At 46.8% G+C, this 17,486-nt stretch carries 15 protein-coding genes; 11 read left to right on the top strand and 4 right to left on the bottom strand.

Annotation, left to right across the window (positions count from 1 at the left end):
- Positions 1-51: 51 nt before the first annotated feature.
- The 3 genes from ASL11_RS20070 to ASL11_RS20060 all read left to right on the top strand — a co-directional run bounded on the left by ASL11_RS20070 (position 52) and on the right by ASL11_RS20060 (position 3,708).
- Positions 52-813: a hypothetical protein gene (locus tag ASL11_RS20070; RefSeq protein ID WP_056618730.1), complete on the top strand. Its 762-nt coding sequence runs from the start codon at positions 52-54 to the stop codon at positions 811-813.
- 1,042 nt (positions 814-1,855) lie between these two features.
- On the top strand, positions 1,856-2,530 hold the full coding sequence (locus ASL11_RS20065; protein WP_056618728.1) for a phosphatase PAP2 family protein: 675 nt from the start codon (positions 1,856-1,858) through the stop codon (positions 2,528-2,530).
- Positions 2,527-3,708, top strand: a complete 1,182-nt coding sequence (locus ASL11_RS20060; RefSeq protein WP_056618725.1) for an MGDG synthase family glycosyltransferase — start codon at positions 2,527-2,529, stop codon at positions 3,706-3,708. The genes ASL11_RS20065 and ASL11_RS20060 overlap by 4 nt, the downstream gene beginning before the upstream one ends.
- Before the next feature lie 76 nt (positions 3,709-3,784).
- Here the strand turns inward: ASL11_RS20060 and ASL11_RS20055 are convergent, their stop codons facing one another.
- On the bottom strand, positions 3,785-4,693 hold the full coding sequence (locus tag ASL11_RS20055) for an ArsR/SmtB family transcription factor (RefSeq protein WP_056618722.1): 909 nt from the start codon (positions 4,691-4,693) through the stop codon (positions 3,785-3,787).
- A gap of 388 nt (positions 4,694-5,081) precedes the next feature.
- On the bottom strand, positions 5,082-5,750 hold the full coding sequence (locus tag ASL11_RS20050) for a hypothetical protein (protein ID WP_056618719.1): 669 nt from the start codon (positions 5,748-5,750) through the stop codon (positions 5,082-5,084).
- Between the two features lie 145 nt (positions 5,751-5,895).
- Here ASL11_RS20050 and ASL11_RS20045 point away from each other — a divergent pair, with 145 nt between their 5' ends.
- Positions 5,896-7,389: a sialate O-acetylesterase gene (locus tag ASL11_RS20045; RefSeq protein WP_056618715.1), complete on the top strand. Its 1,494-nt coding sequence runs from the start codon at positions 5,896-5,898 to the stop codon at positions 7,387-7,389.
- A gap of 57 nt (positions 7,390-7,446) precedes the next feature.
- Here the strand turns inward: ASL11_RS20045 and ASL11_RS20040 are convergent, their stop codons facing one another.
- On the bottom strand, positions 7,447-9,120 hold the full coding sequence (locus ASL11_RS20040; RefSeq protein WP_056618711.1) for a DUF2339 domain-containing protein: 1,674 nt from the start codon (positions 9,118-9,120) through the stop codon (positions 7,447-7,449).
- A gap of 230 nt (positions 9,121-9,350) precedes the next feature.
- Here ASL11_RS20040 and ASL11_RS36565 point away from each other — a divergent pair, with 230 nt between their 5' ends.
- Positions 9,351-9,503, top strand: coding sequence for a hypothetical protein (locus ASL11_RS36565; protein WP_157256979.1), 153 nt, complete (start codon positions 9,351-9,353; stop codon positions 9,501-9,503).
- A 108-nt stretch (positions 9,504-9,611) separates the two neighbouring features.
- On the opposite strand, the gene ASL11_RS20035 is transcribed toward ASL11_RS36565, so the two are convergent.
- Positions 9,612-10,196 carry an AAA family ATPase gene (locus tag ASL11_RS20035; RefSeq protein ID WP_056618708.1) on the bottom strand — a complete coding sequence of 195 codons (585 nt, stop codon included), beginning with the start codon at positions 10,194-10,196 and terminating at the stop codon, positions 9,612-9,614.
- Positions 10,197-10,386: 190 nt separating this feature from the next.
- Between ASL11_RS20035 and ASL11_RS20030 the strand changes: the two genes are divergently transcribed.
- From ASL11_RS20030 to ASL11_RS20005, 6 genes are all read left to right on the top strand, one after another.
- On the top strand, positions 10,387-11,520 hold the full coding sequence (locus ASL11_RS20030; protein ID WP_056618705.1) for a serine hydrolase domain-containing protein: 1,134 nt from the start codon (positions 10,387-10,389) through the stop codon (positions 11,518-11,520).
- A 211-nt stretch (positions 11,521-11,731) separates the two neighbouring features.
- Positions 11,732-12,379: a 4'-phosphopantetheinyl transferase family protein gene (locus ASL11_RS20025; protein WP_056618702.1), complete on the top strand. Its 648-nt coding sequence runs from the start codon at positions 11,732-11,734 to the stop codon at positions 12,377-12,379.
- Between the two features lie 84 nt (positions 12,380-12,463).
- Complete coding sequence (locus ASL11_RS20020) at positions 12,464-14,056, top strand: AraC family transcriptional regulator (protein WP_235550519.1); 1,593 nt, start codon at positions 12,464-12,466, stop codon at positions 14,054-14,056.
- A gap of 100 nt (positions 14,057-14,156) precedes the next feature.
- On the top strand, positions 14,157-15,164 hold the full coding sequence (locus ASL11_RS20015; protein WP_056618699.1) for an ABC transporter substrate-binding protein: 1,008 nt from the start codon (positions 14,157-14,159) through the stop codon (positions 15,162-15,164).
- A gap of 10 nt (positions 15,165-15,174) precedes the next feature.
- The gene (locus tag ASL11_RS20010; RefSeq protein WP_056618697.1) at positions 15,175-16,182 is read left to right on the top strand and encodes a FecCD family ABC transporter permease; all 1,008 of its coding nucleotides are present in this window, start codon (positions 15,175-15,177) and stop codon (positions 16,180-16,182) included.
- Positions 16,175-17,203: a FecCD family ABC transporter permease gene (locus ASL11_RS20005; protein WP_056618804.1), complete on the top strand. Its 1,029-nt coding sequence runs from the start codon at positions 16,175-16,177 to the stop codon at positions 17,201-17,203. Before ASL11_RS20010 ends, ASL11_RS20005 begins: the two co-directional genes overlap by 8 nt.
- Positions 17,204-17,486: the final 283 nt, after the last annotated feature.

The raw sequence follows: 17,486 nt of genomic DNA, 5'->3' as shown, positions 1-17,486 counted from the left end.
CGTGAATAATAAGATTCGTTCTAAGTGATACGTGGGAAGGAGTAAATACGGTTGAAATTTTTCTATTATTTCATGGTATTCGCATTCATGATGGGGTTGTCCGCGTGCCAAGCAGATGAGCTTACAACGGCCGTTCCGAACGCTATGTCAGAAGAGCCAACGGCTTCTATTCGTGTGAAAAAGGAAGAAGCGACACCTAAGATGAGCGAGGTTAAAAACCCGGCAATCCTTATGCCCGAAGGTTGGCAGCAGCTTGTCCGTCAGAGTGGCTCCGTGCGGGTGGAAGGTGACTTGAACAAAGATGGTATCCAAGACATTGCCATGGTCATCGAAAAGATTGAAAGCGCAGAAGATCAAGCACCTGAAAGGGCACTTCTGATTGCTTTTGGAAATAAGGATGGCACCTACACACGCTCAATCATGGCAGATAAGGCGATCCTGAAAGCCGATGAAGGCGGGATCTGGGGCGATCCGCTGGCTGACATACACATCGATAGAGGCTCCCTTGTCGTGAGTTTTTATGGAGGAAGCAACGACAGATGGTACGGGAAATACCGATTCAGATTTCAAAATGAGGACTGGTACCTGATCGGTGCCACGATGGGGTCCTTCTATTCGGGGACGATGACTGAAACGACGGGTGACGAAGAAGACTATAACCTGCTTACAGGTGATTATGTCAAACGAATCGTTGACGATCCGAAAGCCGAGAAGCCCACTTCACACACGATAAAAGGCAACATGGGGAAGAAGAAACTACTGAAGCTAAGTGATTTTGTGGCGACGGGATCAACGGATCAGTTTTTAAAATAAGACGTGTCCGCGGCTGGATGCGTCGGTTGACGCTGTGGTGGCTGTGGAAGGGGCGCAGTGGCGGAAATAGTTGGAGTTCCTACAGTTAATTTCGGCGTAAATCCTTCGAAACACAAAGTAGATGGATTTCCTACAGCTAATTTGACGCCATCTCCCCCTTTTGCCGCGCATGGCCAGATTTAGCTGGAGATTTTCCATCTAATGCTTCGTTTTAGTGAAAAGACCTGAAATTAGCTGGAGAAAATCCAGTTAGTTGTTCTGACGCGAGTATCTAAACACCACCAAGCACACTCAGCTATCCACATCCCACGAACCACACTAATCATCCACATGTCACCAACTACACACCACCAACGCCAATTGACCATCTACATGCCACTATCCATCTATTTCTATCCTCGTTGCCACCAGCTTTTTGATCTACCTTCAATCGTCCAATCCCGCCGGCCATATTCACTCTTCAATCTGCTCTCCTTCACTCTTTTCTCTTTACCCTTCATTCTTCTAACTCAATCCACCCGCCTTCCTCCCTCTTTTTGTCCTCAAATTTGCCATGGAAATCCACCTTTTACACACTTATCCCCAAAATTACCCACAGTATCAACATGTCCACAAACCAAGCTGTGCATAATCTTTTCAATATCTTATACACATATCCACAGAAAATGTTATCCACAGGTGGAGAGTATGATAACCATTTGGACGCGATACCGCTAGTCCGAACTGCAAAACCATAATGCATGCTTCTCACCGATATGCTCAGAAGATGCTTTTCCGCGTATGATTTGGTATGCTGTATGAAGTTGTAACATTGCTGTAATATTATTGTAACAGTAACAATTGTGCCGACGTTCTGCTAAGCAGCTAACGCATTGGCGTCATCAACCTTCATCTTATATGCACGTAAGTGTGTGGACAACTCCGCCTTTGGTCTAGGTTTCTTCACGACTTTTGGCTAAAGAAAGACAGTACCTTGGTGCGTTTAGCAAATGGCGATACTCCTTTATGATAGAGTTAACGTAGAGGAGAGCGAGGATTTGGCATGAGAACAAAAGCTTGGGTGTCCTATTTGCTAGCGTGCAGCGGACTGCTTTTGATCCCGTTAGTAGGGCTCATTTATATACATTTAAATCAAGATAAAGGCACGGCGTACAGTTTAATGACGGATCTCGATCGACAGATACCTTTTATCCAAGGCTTCGTAGTTCCTTACTTATCCTGGTATCTCTTTCTTGCTGTAGGATTCCTATATTTAGCGTATCAAGATCGATCGAATTATTTCCAGACACTCGTGGAATTTGTTATAGGTTTGCTTTTGTGTTATAGCGTCTATGCTATATATCAGACAACAGTACCGCGACCGGACATTCAAGGTAGTGATTGGCTGCTGCGGACGGTGCAGTGGGTGTATCGCTCGGATGAACCGTTTAACTGTTTTCCCAGTACACACGTGTTAACGGCCTACCTCATGATGAGAGCCTATATCCGATCCAAGCGGATTGCGAAGCCTTACACCATCCTTGTAGCGAGCATGGCAGTTCTCATTATCGTTTCAACATTGTTCGTTAAGCAGCATGTGCTGATGGATATTGTGGGTGCAGTGCTTGTGGCTGAAGGAGTCGTCTATGTAGTGGAGAGAAGTAGAAGAACGTGGTTAACAAGATCGACCGCTGCTAGTGCGCGGCAGGATAAGCTCGAAAGGGGACTGAAGCAATGAGAAGCAAAGGAAAGCTTTTGATACTGACGGGCAGTCTTGGCGATGGGCACAATAAAGCAGCACAAGCTATTCTTGAAGCGGTACGTATGTATAGGCCGGATATGGAAGTGAAGGTCGTCGATTATTTGGCGTGGACGCATCCGTATCTGCATGGGTTCGGTAAATACTGTTATATGCAATGGGTGAAAAGCCTGCCCTCCGTATATGGATTTCTATATCACAAGACCAGACATGATACCGCGTTATCCCATTTGTTCAAAAGAATGAAGTCATTCAGCACCGACCGGATGCTGGATTTGTTAGAAGAGGAAGCGCCCACGGAAGTCGTGTGTACGTTCCCAGGTGCTGCGGCAGCGATGTCTTATCTAAAATGTAACGGCCTTACGATCGTGCCGACCGTGACGGTCATCACCGATTACACCGATCACAGCTACTGGATTCATCCGGGGACGGATAAGTATCTGGTTGGGGCGGAGCATGTGAAGCAGGCGCTCCTGCGGTATGCGATTCCTGAACAGCGTATCGTTGTGACAGGGATACCGCTTCGCATGCCATTCACACAAACCTACAATCGTGAGGAGCTTCGTGATAAATATGGCTTGCAACGCGACATGCCAACTGTCCTTGTGATGGGCGGGGGCCATGGGCTGATCGGGAAGTCGTTTAAATCGGTGCTGCAGTCGAACGATCTGAAGGCACCTGTGCAATTTGTTTTCGTCTGCGGACGCAATGAGAAGCTGAAACAGCATTTGGAAGAGGAGCTAGGCGGATCGAACACGCACCATCATGTGATGGTGACAGGGTTTGTCGATCATGTGCATGAGCTGATGGCATTATCCGATCTGATCGTGACGAAGCCAGGCGGGCTCACCGTTTCCGAAGCGCTTGCGCTGGATCTGCCGATGATGCTGTACAAGCCAATTCCAGGCCAAGAGCAGGCAAATGCTGCCTATCTCGTTGGAATCGGCGCAGCCGTCGAAGTGAAGAACGCAGCTGAGATGAAAAGCCAGCTGTTAGAGGTCATCGCGAATCAATCTGTTTTGCTCAAGCTGAAGAAGAATGCACAAATGAGTCATCGCCAACCAGATGTGCTTCGCACGGTAGATGCGATTTTGGAGACGGAGCATCATTATCTTCCGATTCAGGATGGCTTACAATTTTCTTATGCCAATGTTTAAAATAGAGCTCAAAATAACCCTATTTCCTCCCTCTTTCTGAGGTGGGGGAATAGGGTTATTTTGAGCTGAAGGGGAGCTATTTATCTTCTTGCATCGTCACGATAATATCTTGGGCATAGTTGCCGAATTGTTTGCCAAATAGCGTAACACCACCACAATTCGTGGACGTTTCTAAGGAGGCAATACGGAAATGAATATCCTGGGAGAATGCGATATTCAGGTCGTGAATGGTAGTCGCTGAGATTTGTGTGCCATCTAGAAAGGAACCCTGCGGATTCACGGTAATAATTTTCAATAGACCATGCTGTGTGTTGCCATTTCCCCACCAGTCGGGGGAGAGTACCCCTCTGTGTTTACCAAAATCACCAGGGCAGGTCCACTGTCCGAGTGGTTTATCGTTGATCGAAAAAGAAATATCCGAAGGCCAATTCTCGTTAAAGCCAGGGGCTTCCGAGCAGATTTCAAATGAAATCTCTAGCGTGCGAAGCTTCTGGTTGCTATGGAAAAAGTTCGGGATACGGTACTCCACGTAGCCGCTGCCGAACCAAAGAATGCCAGCTTGTACATGCTGTGGATCCGCAAAGTATCGGGGATCATCCAGCACACCAATCAGCTGTGTCGGTGATGCCAAGCCACACGTTGGGTTCACGTCGAAGGAGGCGTACTGGCCGATGGGAATCGCAACCGTCGTTGTCGGATGCTCATAGGGCTTCTTCGACTTAAACTGAAGTGTAGCTTGTTCGAGCTGTAGGTAGCAGATCTTTTGCGTGCCGCGCACACCGGTCACGTTCTCCGACCGCACAATACCAGCTTGCTCCAGTTTCTGAATATGTTTCGTTACGATCGCTGACGAAATCGCTAGTCGCTGGGACAGCTGTTTAATATTTAATGGCGCTTCGCCAAGAAGCTCAATCATTTTCACGCGAGTTTCCGATGAGAAGCATTCCAGGAAGGGCATGTTTTTGGATGAAACCTCAATTTGCATAGGGGGAACCTCAACTTTGTAGGCATATTTGTTTCTATTGTATAACCTGTAGGTTATTTAAACAACTTGATTGTGAGTATTTGTTGGATATTTATATAGGTGCCCGAATGATGTTGTATTCTCTACAACATCATTCGGGCTTTCGGGGCTGAATCGCCCCTGATGTTGTATTTGATACAACAATCTGAGGGGCAAAGCCCCAATTAGATCCAAAACAGCCAATCATGTTGCATAAGATGCAACATGGATGCCCATGTCGGCTGTTTCTCGGCAATCATGTTGCACAGCATGCAACTTGCCGAGAGTGTGACGGCTCTGGCTCTACTTTAGCTCTAGCAGACCGAGATCACTATGTTATGCTACCATTCCAGCATACAGCCCCAACGTATCACAACAATCGCTGCCAAGCGCCATCGCTTAACTCATAGTATCGCGCATAGGCACCGCCACCTTCTTTCTTGCGCAGCGCTCCTTTCGTAACAAGGGCGTTAAGCCACTTACGAGCTGTACGAAAATTAACCTCGTATCGGCTAATGATGTCCTTCGGACGGAGCGGTCTGCTAAGATTGATGGCTAGCCGAAGGACTTCTTTTTCATCCGGAGTCAGTGTTGCTGAGGTTGATGGCCGAATGAGATGGGGGCCAATGACTAACTGCAGCAGCATTTGGCATACTTCGGGACGGTTCTGAATATCGTCGAAGGCGAAATGGACCATTCTCCAACCCATCCCAGTAAGGAAGGTATCACGATTCAGCGCATAGCTGAACTTTTCGCGATCCATCTCTCTGATATGACTCTGGAAGCCATCGCATTCTATCCCGAAACGTCCACCAGGGCTGAGGTAAGCGAAGTCGAGGAATTGTGATTTACGATTCCAATCATAGATCTCATACTCGGGATGCAGATGGTTTAAGCTTTCGAATAAAGGCCACCACACCTGCTGAAGGAATAGCTTCTCAGCATAGTTATGCCCGCGGAGCAAACGTCCCTTACGCTCTCCGGATCGGCGAGCTAGGTGATCTTCCATAAATGCTTTGTGAGCAGGTTCAAATGACACCGTGCAGTCGTCGCCTCCTTTTAGAAAAACAAAAAACGCCCCTCAGCCAAATTGGCAAAAAGGACGTTCTTCGTCTACGAAATAGTGTATCATGAGATAGAGGAATAATCCATTATATACCAATTTTAGATGACGAGGTGTGACAATGAGCAACCGCTTTCAACTGCACGCAATCTTCTCCGAAGGAATGATTTTGCAGCGAAATCAAGAGAACCCTGTCTGGGGGACAGGCCCCGATGGGATGCAGCTAACCTTGGAGTGCCAAGGACATCAGGTGCAGACCATCAGCGCAGGCGGCAAATGGCAGGGGATACTGCCTGCATTCGAAGCGGGAGGCCCGCATATCTTAACCATCAGCTCTGAGGGACGACAACTTGCAACCGTTTCAGATGTCTACTTTGGCGATGTTTGGCTAGCAGGTGGACAATCTAACATGGAGTGGAAGGTGCGAGATACTAGTCACGCGCAGGCAGACATCGCGGAAGCGAATTTCCCTCTCATTCGTTACTTCGAAGTTCCCAAAGTGGAATGGGAAGATCCCACAGTCGAAACGCCGATGATCGCTTCCTGGAATAAGGCCCTGCCTGAGCACGTGCCGGATTTCTCAGCGGTTGCGTATCATTTTGCCCAACATATTCATGCCTCGGAGGGGATACCTGTTGGCATTATTGGTTGCAACTGGGGCGGCACCTCGGCGGCATGTTGGGTAAGTGAGTCGACGATTCATCAGCACCCTGAACTGGAGGTGTATCTAGATACATTTGCAGAAGAGATGAAGGATTTCGATTGGGTCGCCTTTGAGAGTGTTCAACGATCTTATGATCAAGCGACAGCGGATTATGAGAAGCGCAAAGCAGCAGGAGCTACGCCCGAGGAACTAGGGGGCTATCCGTGGCCTCCACCAATGAATCCTCATAATCCGATGAGGCCTTGTGGTATCTACGAAACGATGCTGCTTAAAATCGTACCTTACGGCTTAAAGGGGTTCCTATTCTATCAAGGTGAAAGTGATGCAGGCCGTGCGGAACTGTACGATAAGCTGCTGACAGGACTCATCCATGAGTGGCGTTCACTTTGGCACAATGATCAGCTCCCTTTCCATTTCGTCCAACTGACATCCTTCTGTTCGGATGGTAAACCAGATGGTGAAACATGGCCGTTGCTGCGCGAGTCCCAAGCGATCGTGAACGAGCGTGTCCCACATACGGGCATGGCCATCACATTAGATTGTGGGGAACGAGATGATATTCATCCGCGAGATAAGAGGACCGTAGGGCAGCGTCTTGCTTTAACAGCCTTGGAGCATGTCTATGGGAAAGAGCTTACGAGCTCTGGCCCTGTGTACCGTGAGCTGAACATCGAAGGTGGGCGAATTGTGCTTCATTTTGATCATACAGATGGGGGACTAGGACTTCCTGTGGGGAGCGAGCAGCTCATCGGCTTCCAAATCGCTGCTGAGGATGGCAACTTCCTGAAGGCTGAAGCGAGCATCGTTGGGAAAACCGTTGAAGTGTGGCATCCAGAGATTACGAAGCCAGCCAAGGCGCGTTATGCTTGGACGAATTACACGGAGGCCAATTTAGTAAATGGACTTGGCTTACCAGCGGGGACATTCCGCACACACGTTACACGAGAATAGAAGAATTTAGGCGTCCACTCTATGGAGTGAACGCCTTTTGTGCAACATGGGGAGTATTCACGTGCTTGATGATTTCTTGTAGAAGAAGCGAGATAACAATAGGCCGATGAAACCAAGCCCAATGAACATAATTGCTTTGATTGTTAGGGAGACATTGGGCAAATCCATGAAGATGACCTTCATTAAAGTTAGGAATAATAACGCTAATCCGGTGAGTCTTATTTGTTTGACTTCTTTCTTGAGTCCATAGGCAATCACACTAATCGCGTAGAGGACCCACACCGTCGAGACCCACAGATGTTGGCTATTCACACTGAAATCGTGTGTCAACGTTCGTGTTATTTCCGTTATAAAACACAAGAATAGGAATCCAAGTCCATACTTAAGCAGGATTAAGGCGTTCTTCGTGTTGGTACCGACCCCGAAATGCGATACTATGGCAATCATACCCGCTAGGGTTCCTAATACCAGCAGCCATATTAACATGACAACCGACATGATGCTGCTCATACCTTCGGTGATTGTACCCAATGCCGTTGCAAAAGCGAGTGCATAGATGATGATTCCGTTGATTTTCTGTAATACTGATTTCACGATAAAACCAAGTAACAGCGCAATAATTCCCTCAACCAATAAGAAGCCAGGTAACGCATCGTCGCTGAAGTAGTTAGCCGAGTAGAAAAGTAAGGCATAGGATGCTATTGTCATCGTATAGGGTAACTTCTCTTGTGCCATCTTACTGAACCAGTAGGAAATCAAGGCATAGCCTATACAAGTGGCAACCATGGCAACGTTGAATTGCGTATCGGTGTAAGCCACTTTAAACCAAATGGCGGTGAATGCAAAACTCGGAATGAGCAATCGAAGTTGATGATTCATTGTGGGGCTTTTCAAACAGATCGTCGCTAGTAAAGCTACTTGTTGGGCTAACATTCCCATGGCCGCTAACTTTGTATCCCCATGTACACCAAGACCAAAAAGGAACAATGCAAGAGGTAGTAGACCGAACGAAGTGTAAAATAAACCAACAAATTGATTACGTATCGCATATAACATAAAACTTACAAATAACAACGTCTCGTAACTAACGAAAAATAGGGAAGAAGGGTTGTTACTGTTTAATAAGAAAGGCGTCAAAACGCCTGCTGCACTTGCTATTATGGCTAAGGATTGTGATTTTAATTTGTGTGAAAACCATAAACCTAAGCCTACCCATAATACATTCAGGGTGAACGCAATAGGTGCCCCGATGAGTTCATACAACTGATGGCAGGCAAAGGTGGTTAGCATGAACAATCCGATGGAACCGCCTAATAATGCCTGTGCCAGCAGTGGACGGTTAGCCTTGTGTTGTTTGAAACCGAGGAAGACAAAGCATCCACCGACCACGTAGCCAATCGCACAGCGCATCTGTTCTGTGAGGAGTCCGTTGTCAACCGCCGCTTTGAATCCCCATACGATACCAATGAGAAGTACGAACATAAAAATCCTCGGCAGCCATACCCTGGCAATGAGGTGCTCCCAGTCGGTTTCTTTTTTAATGACTTCCTGTTTAGGTGGTGCAGTGGGCGGAACGTGAACAGGAGCGGGAGTGCGATTGGGATTGGAATTAAGAGTAGGAACAGGTGCAGGTGCAGGATGACTTACTTGGCTTTGCTTTAACAGTGCGAGTTCTTTCTCGAGCTCGATGACTCTCTTTTCTAAATGATCGAATCGATGATGAATGTCCAAAGAAGCAACCTCCCTTTAGCTCAGTGGTAAATTTCGGGCAAATGTGTATACACGTAGGATAACAGTATATGATGGATGAAATAAGTACTATTCTGTTGTAGTACCGAGTGATGCTGTAGCCTTGATATTAAACATCATATCTTGAATACCAATGATTTGAATAAACATACCCTTCAACACCAATAATAGGGCTACACCCTTGAGGTACATAATGGAAGGAAAATAACCTAATGGATATTGATGCTTTCTTAACTGAAGTTCTCAGCTCTAACGAAGATTGGCATGTAACGACAACGGATGGCGTATCGGTCATAGATCCGAATCAGGAGCAGGATATTCCTACTTTCGATCAGCATGACGATTATCTGGAATCAGGATTTTAAGTTTCATGAAATGCATAGGACACGCACGAAAGGGCTATCTCCAAAGGTCAATTTAGAACCTGGAGACAGCCCCTTTTGCACTTCTCAACTTAGTTGTCTACTTCCTAATCAAGCTAAGATAAAAGCAGCTAAATCAGCTTCCCTAGCATCCGTTAAAGGCTCCGAATTATCCCAATACAGGAGTGATGACGGTTTCATCCGCCAAGTAACTTCTCTGCGCTGCAGGGAAGAACGGAATTGCTGCCAATTGTCCAGCTTCCATACATCCAAGGCCGAGCCCCTTAAGCGAATACGCTCCTTAAAAACATCCTCACTCGGTAAGTAAGCATAAATTACCTTAATACTGACATCCCGTATGGAAGCTCCGATACGAGCCAACTCCCCTTCCAACCACAGCGGGTCCCCCTGTTCTTTCGTAAATGGCCCGATCACGATAGCATCCTGATCAAGTAGGAGCTGTTCAAGCGCCGCATCCATCGTGATGCGATATCCCAAATCGCGACAGTGTTGCTTATAAAATGGCGAATCCCGATCGCTGGGGTCTTGCCCAGCAAGTGTCATGATTGCTTCTGCCGCGGGGCGCAGCAACGTGTCCATATCTAAGAAAGCTCCGCCATGTCGGCGGACCCAAGCCCTTGCTAGTGTTGTTTTGCCTGCACCTGCAGGACCGATGAAGAAAATTAATTTGCGCATAGGTAACCTCCGAAGCTAACGGTGTGAGTAACATTTCATTAAATTGTAACATAAGAGCGTTTACAACACAGATTTTCAGGAAACTTTCAGCTAAATTAAGGTTTTCTTAAGATTCACACCACATTTGCTTCACACTTTTTCGGTATATTACAGGGAAAAAGGGGTAAAACAAACTGGAAGGATTGATCTTGTGTTAACAAATACGATTAGTCCACTACGAAGTAGTATGGAAGCAACATCTCGTCCATCGGCTCAATGGCCCGCACATGGTTGGCCAACATCAACGCCTGAGGCACAAGGATTATACTCAGCTACCTTAGCTAAGACTTTTGACGTTTTCCATGATCATGGTGTGCACAGTATAGCGGTTATTCGGAATGGTGTATGGGTAGCAGATGCTTGTAAAGAAGGGATTCAATCTGGAATCCTGCAAGATATGAAATCAGTTACCAAAAGTGTGACATCAGCATTAATCGGAATTGCTTTAGCAGAAGGAAAACTGAAAACGATTGAACAGCGTTTGGCTACATTTTATCCAGAGTTAGAAAATGATCCTCTAAAATCAAAGATCCAATTGAAGCATCTGCTTAGCATGACTTCAGGACTCTCATGGAATAATGATCAGGAAGAATCATCGACTGAGATGATGCATGCCCCAGATTGGGTAGCGTATATTCTAAATCGCCCAGCGCAACATGAACCTGGTGTGGTCTTTAACTATTCGAACGGTGATGCGCATTTACTCTCGGCAGTACTAGGGAAAGTAACGGGTATGTCCATGTTTGAATATGCGAAGTCGCGGTTATTCGAACCGCTTGGTATAACGAATGTGAACTGGAATCATGATCACAATGGCATTACCATTGGCGCGTGGGCATTGGCTTTATCACTGGAAGATATGGCGAAGATAGGCTTGCTTTATCTGAATGAAGGAAAGTGGGAAGGAAAGTCCATTATTCCGCAATCTTGGATTCGCACATCATTCATGAAGCGAATTACTTTAAATTATAGTAATGGTACGCAAGGTTCTTATGGCTATTATTGGTGGACCAAATCCCTTGCCAAAGGTTTAAATAAGGGAAGTCGCAAGGAAGTGGAGATTTTCTATGCTTCGGGTTCAGGCGGTAGACGTATCTTCGGTATTCCGGAATTGAAGATGATTGTTGCATTGACAGCGAATACGGGTGATGTCGATATGCCAGAAAGTCTGCTGCACCACGTGGTGCAGGCTGTAAGGTCGAATAAACAGCTCTCTGAGAACCCCGTAGCCTTCGAGCAATTGCAGCAATCGATTCAACGCTTCGCATCCATACCACCTAAATAGACATCGTTTATAAAAGCTGCGTATCTTTTTGATACGCAGCTTTTGTTTATGCTGAGAGGCAAAAAGAGGATTCACTAGGAGGGGAACGAAATGAGAGTATGGCTATAATAGCTGAATTGTTTTAACAAATGAGGTGTTCGCCATCGCGCGTTTATTTATATTACCTATTCCCTCGATAACCCCAGAAGTGGTCACCGAGGGACTCACCTACATGTCGAAAGAGAAGCGGGCACGCCTGAATCGCTTTCGTCACCGAGAAGATCTGATCCGAGGATTGATGGCGGATCTGCTGCTTCGTAGTCGCATTATCGAGGATCTTCACATGGACAATGCAAGCATCAGATTCGAGCTAAATAGCTACGGTAAACCGAAGCTTAGCGGGGTGAGTAACTACCATTTCAACGTGTCCCACTCCGGGGATTGGGTGGTTTGTTTGGTGGACAACGAACCCGTTGGCGTCGATGTGGAACGCGTGCAAGCCTTCGAAGAGGGCGTTGCTCGATCCTTTTTTGCGGAGGATGAGTATCGCTTCGTACTGGAAGGCGCTCAAGACTGGGAGAGACAACTGCGTTTCTATCAGATTTGGACAGCCAAAGAAAGTTATATCAAAGCTGTAGGCAAAGGGCTATCGCTGCCGCTTACCAACTTCTCGGTCTTGACCTCAGAAGGTGTGGAGGGGAATAAGCAGTTAGGCGGTGAGCCGTGGCAGTTCTCATCCTTTGAATTAAATTGGCCTTCTGGCGTGAACACGAATACCTACTATTTAACGACATGCTGCAGATTATCCTCAGAGCTAAAGGGGCCAGAACGGGTAGATATAGACCAAATTATAACAACATTAAGGTCTGTCAATCGTTGACAGGTCTTCTCTTTGTGTGCTAAATTTTAAATTGATAATGATTCTCATTTTCATAATAGAGGGGAGCCTGCTATCTTGTCTGAAGTGATGACTAAAGATGAAGACACTTTCCTTTGCCTTGATCATACATGGCTTAAATTTCGTACTGCGCAGCTCATTCAAGAGGCTAAATTAGCGCAGCAATTTATTTCTTCTTATTGCATGGTGGTTGTCAAGCAAGGTGAAGGCCACTTGAGAATAGATTTAGAATCCTATCGTATGCAACCTGATACGGTACATGTCATGGTGCCTGGCCAAACCATCGGTTTCTGTGAGGGCCAGAAGTCGGAGTTGTATCTCATTGCATTTGATATTCAGGGTGATACTTCTGACGACGAGGTGAATTTTCCATTTATAGGTGAGCTGTCCGTCCATATGGAGAGTACGCTACATCAGCTCTGTGAGCAGCTCTGTCTGTGCAGCCGAAGTGAGAGTGCCATAGAACGATTTCGAGGACAGCCCGTTTTCCTAGAATTGATCTATTGGGTGATGACCCACATTCGTCAGAATTCCAAATCCGACTCACGGGCCGCTATGGATCGTACCAAGAGCTATATCGAAGCCCATTTTCGAGAGAGTATGACGATTGAACAGCTCGCACGCATGGCTGAAATAAGTCCGAAATATTACGTGAGTTTATTCAAAAAAACGTACGGCAAAACGGCCATCGACTATTTGACGGAAGTAAGGGTCAACATGGCGAAGCAGCTTATGCTGCAAACCGATGTGCGTTTAAAGGATGTTGCCTACCAAGTGGGCTACAATGACGAGTTTTATTTTAGCCGCATGTTTAAGAAAGAGGTTGGTGTCTCGCCGACTGTTTATTTGAAAAATCGCCGACAACGAATCGTTGCGTACTCCGTGGCGGTACTAGGACAATTACTCGCACTCAAAATCATGCCCTATGCTGCCCCTCTACACCCCAAATGGAGTACCTACTATTACAACAACTATCGAACAGATATCCCGCTGCACTTAAGTGGGTACCGTTTTAATGAGGATTGGGAAACGAATGTGGACGCACTGGCGAACAGTCATGTCGATTACATTATTAGTACGGATCAACTGGAAATCGAGGAGAAGGAGCGTTTGTCGCAAATTGCCCCCGTTCATATCGTCCCTCTGTATGATAAAAGCTGGCAGGAACAACTGCACGCCACGGCACAGATTGTAGGTGCTTTAGATGAAGCAGTTGTTTGGGTGGATGGCTATAATCGCAAAGTAAAGCTGGTGCGAGAGCGACTGGAAGAAGAGCTGCAGGATGACACCGTAATATTTATTAGCCTACTAGGCGATCGCTTCTTTCTATTTCCGACACGCGGGATGAGAGACGTGTTTGAAGATCTGGCTTTGCAGTCGCCAGCCGGATCAGAGCGATATGAGACTAATCAATGCTTGACGCTTGAGGAGCTGGCTCATCTCGATATGGATCACCTACTACTCAATATTCGACAGGAGTCCGAGACCTTACAGCATTGGGAACGAATTAGAACCTCTATGTTATGGCAGGACTTGAAGGTTGTCCGTAGAAATTGCGTGCATTTAATCTCATCGGATCCTTGGAGAGAGTACTCAGCTTATGCCATGGAACGCATGGTTCAAGATATTCATGATCTCTTATGTGACAATCGTACATGAGAACTTCCGTATATTGTCCATGTTCGACATGGGCAACTTCTTTTATAATTCAATGAGAATGATTATCATTCGTAACGGATAGAGAGGGGATTTAAGAAAAATGAAAAAGTTAGCAACAATCGGTATTACGACATTGGTTCTGTTAGGATTGACGGCGTGTGGCGGAGGGAAAACAGAAACGGCTCCTGCAGCAGCAGGTACAGCAGCTCCAGCTGCTTCGGTGGCTCCAACAGCTGCTCCCGCAGCGACGCCTTCAGGGCCAAGAGTCATCAAATACGTTGGTAAAGAGTACACAGTTCCTGGAAAAGTGGATAAACTCGTTATTACGGGTGCACTTGAGTCCTTGGAAGATGCTTTGCTTCTAGATGTGAAGCCGGTTGGTGCACTAACGGTTGGTGGTAAATTCCCAGCAGTATTCGCGCCGATTACGGACAAAGCAGAGGGCGTAGGCGAGAAAGCACAGCCGAACCTAGAAACGATTCTAAAGTTGAAGCCGGATGTTATCCTGATGAGCACGAAATTCCCTGCTGAGACGATTGAGAAAATGACGAAAGTGGGCCCGACGATTCCGGTATCTCACATTGCAACAGATTGGGAAAATAACTTGAATTTACTTGGCGAACTGACAGGCAAACAAGATAAAGCGAAGCAAGTGCTAGATAAGTACAAAGCGGATTCAGCAGCTTTGAAAGCGAAGATCGGTCCTATTTTCAAGGATAAGAAGGTATTGGCAATTCGCGTACGTGCAGGCAGCTTATTCATCTTCCCTGAGGATGTATTCTTTAATCCATCTATCTACGCTGAGCTTGGTGCAACAGTACCAGCGGAAGTGAAAGCAGCGAAAGCGCAACAAAATATTTCACTCGAAAAGCTTGCTGAGATGAACCCGGATTATTTGATTGTTGAATTCTCTGAGGAAGAGAACAAAGATACACCGAAAGTGTTCGAAGACTTGAAAAACAACCCTATCTTCAAAAACATTAATGCCGTTAAAAATGGCCAATTATATACCAATCTCGTAGATCCATTACTACAAGGCGGTACAGCTTACAGTAAAATTAAATTCTTAGAAGCGATTAATGGCTTTAAATTAGTTCAAGCAAAGTGAGAGTAGAGCTATGAAATGGAGAGTACCCGCACCAACCCTCATCTTATTGGCAGCACCTTTCGCGATATTTTTTACGATCGTGCTGTCCATCTCCTATGGGGCCAAAAGCATGGATTTCAGCCGTATCATTGAAGCTTTCGTCCATTTTGATGCGAACGATGTCGATCATCAAATTATTATGCACGCAAGACTGCCAAGGGTAATTGTCGCGCTGCTCGTCGGTGCGTTCCTCGCGGTGTCTGGCGCTCTCATGCAGGGGATGACCAGGAATTATCTGGCATCCCCTTCAATCATGGGTATATCCGATGGCTCAGCATTCGCAGTAACTTTGTGTATGGTCATTGCACCTTATTCCTCGATGATGGCTATGATTATGGCGTCTTTTGCTGGTTCGGCGCTAAGCATCGTTATTGTATTCGGGCTAGCTTCGCTATTGCCAGGGGGATTGTCACCTGTACGTTTAGCGATTCTAGGGACACTGATTGGGACGTTTCTGAGTAGTGTGTCTGCGGCAATTGCGATGTATTTTCAAGTATCCCAAAATATAAGCTTCTGGTACAACGCACGCCTGCATCAACTGGATCCACAGCTGATTATGCTGGCGGTTCCTTTTGCCGTTGTAGGCTTAGGGCTTGCCATATGGATGTCCAAGTCGGTGACGATCTTCTCACTAGGTGACGAAATCGCCGTATCGCTTGGGCAGAAGACGATGCAGGTCAGATTGTTAACGACATTAAGCGTCGTATTACTGACCGGTATTTCTGTGGCTATTGCAGGTAAAATTGGATTTGTTGGCCTGCTTGTACCACATATCACAAGGTTTCTAACGGGGATCGATTACAAATGGATTATTCCATGTTCGGCTGTGATCGGTGCCGTTTTCTTGGGGCTGTGTGATGTGTTGAGCCGATTCCTGAATTATCCATTCGAGATGCCGATTGGTGTCGTTACCGCGATACTCGGTGTTCCGTTCTTCCTCTATCTCATTCGCACGCGAGGAGGGGAGTCTCATCGATAAAAGAAATGATCGGTACTATGCCTTACAGATTATCGTTGGTATTGGACTTCTGTTATTAACGGCATATATGTCCCTGACAAATGGGGCTTTCGATATTACGTTGAAAGATGTGTTAAAAACTCTGCTACGGATTGATACGCAGCATGATTATGATCTAGTGATATTAGAGTTCCGACTACCTCGTATCGTCATCGCTTTGTTGGTGGGGATGGGGTTAGGGATGGCGGGAACAGTTGTCCAGAGCTTGACTAGGAACAACTTGGCCGATCCGGGCATCCTGGGTATCAATGCGGGAGCTGGGATGGCGATGGTCATCTTCCTGTTTTTCTTTCAAGGGAAGGTGAAAGGAACGGGCTGGGCGGCGATATTGGCGATGCCTATTGTTGGTTTGGTTGGTGGGCTGGTCGCAGCGCTTCTGATCTATGTCTTCTCTCAAAAGGAAGGGAGGCTAGATTCACAGCGCCTTCTGCTTACGGGGATTGCAATAGCATCGGGTTTATCTGCAGTGACCGTGTTCATTACGCTCAAAATGAATGCCAAAGATTTCGAGATGGTCGCCGTCTGGGTATCTGGCAGCATCTATAATGCGAACTGGAAGTATATTATTTCCATCCTGCCGTGGTTGATTTTATTGACACCAGTTCTCGTCTGGCGATCACATGTGCTGGATGTGTTCCAGCTGAGCGAAGAGAGCGTCCGCGGGCTGGGCGCCGCTGTGGACAAAGAGAAGGCGATTCTGCTGCTGAGCAGCATCGGCATTGTTAGTGCCTGCGTATCTGTCTCCGGCGGCATCGGTTTTATTGGCCTCATGGCGCCGCATATCGCTCGCCGACTCGTCGGCATAACGCATCGCCGGCTGCTGCCCGTCAGTGCGATTGTCGGCGCGCTTTTGGTGATGATCTCCGATTTCATCGCCAAAATGGCGTTCGCGCCGGTGGAGATGCCCGTCGGCGTCGTCATCGCCATTATTGGCGTGCCGTACTTCGTTTGGCTGCTCTATCGGAATAAGCATCGCCGATAGAGCCTTGTGGAGCCGACCCTGCGAGGGGGCGGTTTTGTGTTGTTTGGGGCGGTGCTGGGGCGGAGCAGGAAAGAGCAGGGCAGGGCAGAGCAGAGCAGAGCAGAGCAAGGCTGGGTGGTGCTGGGCAAACCTATACGCGTGCGAATTGCCTCTCGTGCCCACCTCTGAATGGATTAGATGGATTTCTGCACTTAGAATTAATAGTGGACGTCTCTTAGTGTAGAAGTGATAATAATCTTAACTATTAACTAAGAGGTGTCTTTCCATGAGCGAATCAAGACAA

Origin of the sequence: Paenibacillus sp. Soil750 (assembly GCF_001428045.1) — a bacterium.
Lineage (GTDB): Bacteria > Bacillota > Bacilli > Paenibacillales > NBRC-103111 > Paenibacillus_E > Paenibacillus_E allorhizoplanae.
This window is presented reverse-complemented; position numbering and strand designations above follow the sequence as displayed.

What these genes read in the sequence shown, in the direction of transcription:
- ASL11_RS20065 (WP_056618728.1), top strand. Translation starts at nt 1,856, where the DNA reads ATGAGAACAAAAGCTTGGGTGTCCTATTTGCTAGCGTGCAGCGGACTG.
- ASL11_RS20060 (WP_056618725.1), top strand. Translation starts at nt 2,527, where the DNA reads ATGAGAAGCAAAGGAAAGCTTTTGATACTGACGGGCAGTCTTGGCGAT.
- ASL11_RS20055 (WP_056618722.1), bottom strand. Translation starts at nt 4,693, where the DNA reads ATGCAAATTGAGGTTTCATCCAAAAACATGCCCTTCCTGGAATGCTTC.
- ASL11_RS20045 (WP_056618715.1), top strand. Translation starts at nt 5,896, where the DNA reads ATGAGCAACCGCTTTCAACTGCACGCAATCTTCTCCGAAGGAATGATT.
- ASL11_RS36565 (WP_157256979.1), top strand. Translation starts at nt 9,351, where the DNA reads ATGGATATTGATGCTTTCTTAACTGAAGTTCTCAGCTCTAACGAAGAT.
- ASL11_RS20035 (WP_056618708.1), bottom strand. Translation starts at nt 10,196, where the DNA reads ATGCGCAAATTAATTTTCTTCATCGGTCCTGCAGGTGCAGGCAAAACA.
- ASL11_RS20025 (WP_056618702.1), top strand. Translation starts at nt 11,732, where the DNA reads ATGTCGAAAGAGAAGCGGGCACGCCTGAATCGCTTTCGTCACCGAGAA.
- ASL11_RS20015 (WP_056618699.1), top strand. Translation starts at nt 14,157, where the DNA reads ATGAAAAAGTTAGCAACAATCGGTATTACGACATTGGTTCTGTTAGGA.
- ASL11_RS20010 (WP_056618697.1), top strand. Translation starts at nt 15,175, where the DNA reads ATGAAATGGAGAGTACCCGCACCAACCCTCATCTTATTGGCAGCACCT.